This is a genomic window from Terriglobus sp. YAF25, assembly GCF_052113305.1.
Classification (GTDB): domain Bacteria; phylum Acidobacteriota; class Terriglobia; order Terriglobales; family Acidobacteriaceae; genus Terriglobus.
This window is the reverse complement of sequence record NZ_JBFRCY010000214.1, coordinates 1-6,315: the sequence shown is the minus strand read 5'-3', so window position 1 is coordinate 6,315 and position 6,315 is coordinate 1. Positions and strand designations below refer to the sequence as shown.

General features: G+C 58.6%; 7 protein-coding genes. 4 read left to right on the top strand and 3 right to left on the bottom strand.

Annotated elements, in window-relative coordinates:
- The first annotated feature begins 223 nt into the window (after positions 1-223).
- Together AB4043_RS10865 and AB4043_RS10860 are read left to right on the top strand one after the other, a co-directional pair.
- Complete coding sequence (locus tag AB4043_RS10865; protein WP_442301266.1) at positions 224-664, top strand: ATP-binding protein; 441 nt, start codon at positions 224-226, stop codon at positions 662-664.
- A gap of 17 nt (positions 665-681) precedes the next feature.
- The gene (locus AB4043_RS10860) at positions 682-1,029 is read left to right on the top strand and encodes an STAS domain-containing protein (RefSeq protein ID WP_147648700.1); all 348 of its coding nucleotides are present in this window, start codon (positions 682-684) and stop codon (positions 1,027-1,029) included.
- An 86-nt stretch (positions 1,030-1,115) separates the two neighbouring features.
- On the opposite strand, the gene AB4043_RS10855 is transcribed toward AB4043_RS10860, so the two are convergent.
- From AB4043_RS10855 to AB4043_RS10845, 3 genes are all read right to left on the bottom strand, one after another.
- Positions 1,116-1,688 (bottom strand): LemA family protein, encoded by a 573-nt coding sequence (locus AB4043_RS10855; RefSeq protein ID WP_442301265.1) that lies wholly within the window; start codon positions 1,686-1,688, stop codon positions 1,116-1,118.
- 53 nt (positions 1,689-1,741) lie between these two features.
- Positions 1,742-2,605, bottom strand: a complete 864-nt coding sequence (locus AB4043_RS10850) for a TPM domain-containing protein (RefSeq protein WP_442301264.1) — start codon at positions 2,603-2,605, stop codon at positions 1,742-1,744.
- Positions 2,606-2,709: 104 nt separating this feature from the next.
- On the bottom strand, positions 2,710-3,357 hold the full coding sequence (locus AB4043_RS10845) for a DUF4142 domain-containing protein (RefSeq protein ID WP_442301263.1): 648 nt from the start codon (positions 3,355-3,357) through the stop codon (positions 2,710-2,712).
- Positions 3,358-3,479: 122 nt separating this feature from the next.
- Between AB4043_RS10845 and AB4043_RS10840 the strand changes: the two genes are divergently transcribed.
- Positions 3,480-5,564 (top strand): S9 family peptidase, encoded by a 2,085-nt coding sequence (locus AB4043_RS10840; RefSeq protein WP_442301262.1) that lies wholly within the window; start codon positions 3,480-3,482, stop codon positions 5,562-5,564.
- Positions 5,561-6,315 (top strand): isoaspartyl peptidase/L-asparaginase family protein (locus tag AB4043_RS10835; RefSeq protein WP_442307043.1); only part of this gene is annotated, 755 nt, incomplete at its 3' end. The genes AB4043_RS10840 and AB4043_RS10835, both read left to right, overlap by 4 nt.

Below are 6,315 nucleotides of genomic sequence, written 5' to 3'. Positions count from 1 at the left end.
AACCCTACACTACACCTACAGGAAAAATGCTCTATCGCGGTGACAGGGCATACGCTTCCCCGGCAAAGAAGGTTCCCTCCGCCCGCGCCGGAGGGCATCCAATTCCATTTTCTTGACTTTTGCTTCCCAGGGAAGCAAACTGCCCTTGTAAGCACCTTGGACGAAACTCCGGCTCCTCTGGCGTCGGCGGCTCCAAAATCAGCACCTCGCCTGCAGGAGTAATTTGGCCGACTCGACCACAAGCCGCGCCAGTTTCACCCTCGACTCGACGCTCGACACCGTTAACCGGCTCGAGCTGGAAGCTGAGCAATTCGCCCAGCGCGCAGGATTTTCCGAGGACGACATCCCCAACATCGCAATGGCCGTGCGCGAAGCCGCAGTCAATGCCGTGCTTCATGGCAATAACTACAGCACGGAGAAGCATGTAAGCGCGTCCTTTGAAACCACGTCGTCGGATCTGGTCATCAAGATTACTGACCAGGGGCCGGGACTCGACCCTGACACCATTCCCGACCCGCTCGCGCCAGAAAACATCCTGCGCGGCTCAGGACGAGGCATCTTCCTTATCCGCGCTTTTATGGATGAGGTACACTTCCGCCAGACCCATCCTGGGACGGAACTGACCCTGATCAAACATCGCACTCCCGCACCAACGGGCAATTAACTAGGAGGAATCACCACGTGAGCATGAAAGTCAGCACCCGCCAGGTAGACGGCGTCACTATCCTGGATCTGAGCGGCCGCATCACACTCGGAGAAGGCAGCGTCGTATTGCGCGACGCCATCCGCGACCAGCTCGCAAAGGGCAATAAGAGCGTCCTGCTGAACCTGGGCGACGTCAGCTACATCGACTCCTCGGGCATCGGCGAGCTCGTCAGCTCCTTTACCACCGTCAAGAACTCCGGTGGCGAGCTGAAACTGCTGAACCTGACCAAGAAAGTCCACGACCTGCTCCAGATCACGAAGCTCTACACCGTCTTCGACGTCAAGGATGATGAAGCTTCGGCCGTCGCTTCGTTCACGAAGTAAGCCGGTTAAGCTGATCTGCACTGAGACTCTGACGCAATAAAGAAGGCCGCCCTTGTGGGCGGCCTTTCTGTTTTGCTTCGATTCCTTTACTTGCCGAAGTCAACCTTCGGCGCGGTCTTCGAGCCCGGGTCAGCGGCATAGTAGCCCGTCTTCGGCGTGAACCCGGCCATACCCGCCCAGATGGAGTGCGGGAACTGCTGGATGTACACGTTGTAGTCCTTGATGGAATCGTTGTAGCGGCGGCGCGCCACAGCAATGCGGTTTTCCGTTCCGCTCAGCTCATCTTCCAGGCGCTGAAACTGCTCATTGCTCTTCAGCTCCGGATAGGTCTCCTGCAGGCGGGTCAATGGCAGCAAGGCGACACTCAGGCGGTCGTTCGCAGCCAGCTTCTCATCCGGAGTCCTCGCCGTCAGAAGGCCGGCGCGCGCATTGGAGATCGCCGTCAACACATCCAGCTCCTGCTTGGCGTAGCCCTTCACGGTTGCCACCAGGTTCGGGATCAGATCAGCACGGCGCTGCAGGTTCACATCGATCTCAGAGAAGGCAGCTGTCACCTCCTCATTCTTCTGCACCATCGTGTTTTTGGAGCCTGTGTAGCTTCCGAATGCGAACACAACAATCAGTACAACGGCTACCAGCCCAATCAGAAAACCTTTCATTTGCCTCGTCTCCTGTTTCTCCGGAGGCTTGCCTCCGGCCAACTCTAAAATCTTTACCAGTCTCCGCTGGAACCACCGCCACCGGAGTCACCACCACCAAAACCGCCAAAGCCACCGCTGGAGTCGCCTCCGTCGCCACCACCGCCGCCGCGTCCATCCCAATCACGGCGTCCACCGCCACTACCCAGGATATTGCCGAGAATCAGCCAAGGCAGCCAACCACCGCCACCCCCACCGCCGAAACCGCCAGGGCCACCGCCGCCGAAGATACGGCGCAGAATACTCACAACGATCAGGAAGAGGATAAAACCAACGACGAGAACACCGATCCCGATGCCGCCACCGGAGTGTACCGTCTCACGATGATAGGTATGCGTTGTCTGCGGAGGATTGAGTGTGACGCCAGCGTCGTCGGCGATCGTCTGTCCGATCTCGGTTACACCAAGACGAATAGCGTCGTCCCACTCATTCTGCTGTAGCAGCGGCCGCATCGCTCGCCCGATGTCGCCGGTCTTGGCATCGGGCAGAATCCCTTCAAGACCGAAGCCAACTTCGATACGCCGTTTACGATCCTGCGTGGCAAACAACAACAGGATGCCGCGATCTTTGTATTTCGCGTCCTTGGGCCCAATACCCCAGGTATGGAAGAGATTGTTCGCGTAGTCTTCGATTGGCTGGTCGTCGAGTGACTTAATGATGACCACGGCAATCTGGGCGTGCGCTTGCCGCTCCACCTCGCCTGCATATTGATTGATCTGCGCTTTGGCGGGATCGGACAACACGTTCGCCAGATCGGTTACGTAAGCTGTCGGCTTGGGGAGGTCGCTTACCTTCTCACCCACCGCCGCCAAAGGCGCCAGCACGATCAGCAGCGCCCACATCCACGATCTGGCCCATCGGCCCATATCTGTCATCATTCTACGCTTTCGCCCCGCAAAAGGTTCCGCAGGCAAAACAAAGGCGGGCGTGACGCCCGCCTTTGTTCTTCCAGTATCTACCTTACTGCATGGCGAGATAACCGTTACTGCATAGCTAGATACCCATTCTTGCGCGCAACAGAATCCGCCTGCATGATGTGGTCCTGGATCACGGGGATCGTGCGGTCGAGAGCGTCTTTGAGTGAGTTATTCGAGGTGGCCACCATGGTGTCGCGGAAGAGCTTCAGGTCTTCCCGATGGCTCTCGGCCATGGCCATCATGTACTCCTTGTCGAACGGCTCTCCTGAAAGACCGCTCAACCGGTCATACAGCTTCTGGTCCTTCCTGGAAAGCTCCCGAGCCGGAGGACCTCCGAGTTCCTGTGCCAGCGGCTTCCAGGTGCGCGCGAGCGCGGCATGGTCCGTCATGATCTTCTGCGCGAATGCCTTTACATCGTCGTTGCTGGACTTCGCGAGAGCAAGCTGACTCATTCGTACGGCTCCCCTGCTGTTCTGAGCGGCTGTCTTCAGGAAAAACCGGTCACGCATACGCTCACCGGTATCCCCCAGCGGCGCCGAGGTATCCTCCGGCCGCGCATTGGAAACACCCACACCCGCCGGCTTCTCCTGCCGCTGCTGCTGCGGTGTTGGATTGGTGTTGTAGACGCTGCCGCTCGTATCCTGCTGTGCTGCTAAAGTTGCCGCACCAAATCCCAACATCACAACAAAGGCTGAAACGCCTGATACTCGCATCCTTCGAGTCCTCCTGTAGCTCTACGATCTCTACGACGAGGCACAATACTCCTCTCTTTCTTAGGGTGGCAACATCCATCTTCGGTTGCCTGTATCCTCTACCTTTGGAGCCGAATCAAGACATGCACCCCCCTGTCGCCCGCCGCGAGCCGCATCCCATCAACATCCACGGACAAACACTCGAAGACGATTACTTCTGGCTCCGGAACAAGGACTCAGAAGAGGTGATCGACTACCTGAAGGCCGAAAACGCCTACACTCACGCCTTCATGGAGCCCACCAAGGAGCTGCAGGACAGGCTCTATCGCGAGATGCTGTCGCACATCAAGGAGACCGATGTCTCGGTTCCCTACCTCGCGAACGGATACTTCTACTACACCCGCACGGTCGAAGGCCTGCAGTACCCCATCTACTGCCGCAAGCCATCGCCAGTTCCAGGCGACCCAAACGCCGTCTATAACGACAATGCCGCAGAGCAGGTCATTCTCGACGTCAATGAACTGGCAAAGGATCAGCCGTTCATGGCCATTGGAGGCCTTGCGGTCTCGCCGGATAACACGCTGCTTGCCTATTCGACCGATAACACCGGCTTCCGCCAGTACACGCTGCATATCCGCTCGCTCGTCACCGGAGAAGATCTTCCGGATACCGCGCCGCGCACCGGCTCGCTGGTGTGGGCTGACGACTCAAAGACGCTCTTCTACACCGTTGAAGACGAACAGACCAAGCGTCACTATCGTCTTTATCGTCATACGCTCGGTGAAGACACAGCCAAGGACGCCGTGATCTTTGAGGAGACAGACGAACGTTTCAATCTCGGCGCCGGACGCAGCCGTGATCGCAAATACATCTTCATCGAATCCGGCAGCCACACGACAACCGAGATGCGGTTTGCACCTGCCTCCGACCCGGCGACGTTCACGCTGCTGGCTCCGCGCATCAACGACCAGGAATACTACGCCGATCATCGCAACGGACGCTTCTATATCCGGGTGAACGACACCGGCAAGAATTTCCGTCTGGTTTCGGCAGATGTGAATGCTCCTGGGCGCGAGCACTGGATCGAAGAGCTCCCAGAGGATGCAGAATATCCGCTCGAGGACTTCGATCTCTTCCGCGACTTCGCGGTCGCCTCCGACCGTGTCCTCGGCCTGCCCCGTCTTCGCGTCTTCGGCTGGAGCGGCGAGAAGCTGACATCCACTTCCGAAGAGGTGACCTTCCCTGAGCCAACCTACTCTGCGGGACTGCACGTCAATGCGGTGTTTGCTGCGGCTACCTTCCGCTACAGCTATCAGTCGCTGGTCTCACCGTCGTCGGTCTACAGCTATGACGTCCACACACATTCCTCCACGCTGCTGAAGCAGCAGGAGGTCCCTGGCGGTTTCGATCGTTCCCGTTATGCCTCCGAGCGCATCTGGGCGACAACATCCGACGGCACAAAGATCCCTGTCTCGCTTGTCTATCGTCGCGATGAGTTTATCCGCAATGGTGAGAATCCGCTGTATGTCTACGGCTACGGTTCCTATGGTTACGCACTGCCGGTTGGCTTCAACCCGAACCGTCTTTCGCTGCTCGATCGCGGCCTGGTACTGGCCTATGCACATATCCGTGGCGGCGGTGATCTTGGCGACAAGTGGCACGACGCCGGCAAGATGCAGGCGAAGATGAACACCTTTACCGACTTCATCGCCGCGACCGAGCACCTTGTCGCCGAAGGCTATGGTGATCCAAAACGAGTCGCCATCGAAGGCGGCTCCGCGGGCGGCCTGCTGATGGGCGCGGTCACCAATCTTCGCCCTGATCTCTTCAGCGTTGTGCTGTCACATGTGCCCTTCGTCGATGTGATGAACACCATGCTGGATGACTCGCTTCCGCTCACCGTCGCCGAGTATGAGGAGTGGGGCAATCCTAACGAGCCGGAAGCGTTCGCCACCATGCGCGCCTATTCGCCATACGACAATCTGAAGCCAGGCGATTACCCGACGATGCTGGTGAAAACCAGCCTGAACGATTCGCAGGTGATGTACTGGGAGCCGGCCAAATATATCGCCAAGCTGCGCACTCTGAAAAAGAACGACACTCCGCTACTGCTTGAGACCAACATGGACGCGGGTCACGGCGGAGCTTCCGGCCGTTATGACTACCTCAAGGAAATCGCTTTCGACTACGCCTTCCTGCTGACCCAGTTGGGGGTTGAGAAACGATGACAAGAAAGAGAGCATTTTTTGCGGTGGCTGCGGCTGCCATGATCTCCATGACCACACCAGGCCAAACACCACAGACACCTCACAAATGGGCCATCGTCATTCACGGAGGCGCCGGCGTCATCGAACGAAAGAATATGACACCCGAGGCCGAAAAGGCCTACCGCGCGGCTCTCGACAAAGTGCTGCAGACGGGCGCGGACGTGCTGGCCAAAGGCGGATCTTCCCTTGATGCCATCGAAGCCTCAATCGAACTGATGGAAGACGATCCGCTGTTCAACGCCGGACGCGGCGCCGTCTTTACCGCTGCCGGACGCAATGAACTGGACGCTGCCATCATGGACGGCAAGACCCTGAACGCAGGGGCGGTCGCCGAAGTCACCCGCACCAGGCACCCTATCTCGCTGGCACGCGCGGTCATGGAGAAGTCGCCGCACGTCATGCTGATCGGTAGCGGAGCCGATGAGTTCGGTGCCGACCACGGCCTGGAGCAGGTTGACCCAAGCTACTTCTTCACCGAGCGCCGCTGGCAGCAGCTTGTAAAGGCGCTCAAGGCCAAGGGCAAACCGATTCCTCCGCGCCCGGCAGGCGCTCCTCCCGAGCCAAAGGAACCGATCTCTTTCCTGCAACCCGATGAGTTGCCTGCTGCGGCGTGGCCCGATGAAAGCCAGACGCACAAGTACGGTACCGTTGGAGTCGTCGCTCTCGACCGGGACGGCAATGTGGCCGCCGGCACTTCCACAGGAGGCACAAC

What these genes read in the sequence shown, in the direction of transcription:
- AB4043_RS10850 (WP_442301264.1), bottom strand. Translation starts at nt 2,605, where the DNA reads ATGATGACAGATATGGGCCGATGGGCCAGATCGTGGATGTGGGCGCTG.
- AB4043_RS10840 (WP_442301262.1), top strand. Translation starts at nt 3,480, where the DNA reads ATGCACCCCCCTGTCGCCCGCCGCGAGCCGCATCCCATCAACATCCAC.
- AB4043_RS10855 (WP_442301265.1), bottom strand. Translation starts at nt 1,688, where the DNA reads ATGAAAGGTTTTCTGATTGGGCTGGTAGCCGTTGTACTGATTGTTGTG.
- AB4043_RS10845 (WP_442301263.1), bottom strand. Translation starts at nt 3,357, where the DNA reads ATGCGAGTATCAGGCGTTTCAGCCTTTGTTGTGATGTTGGGATTTGGT.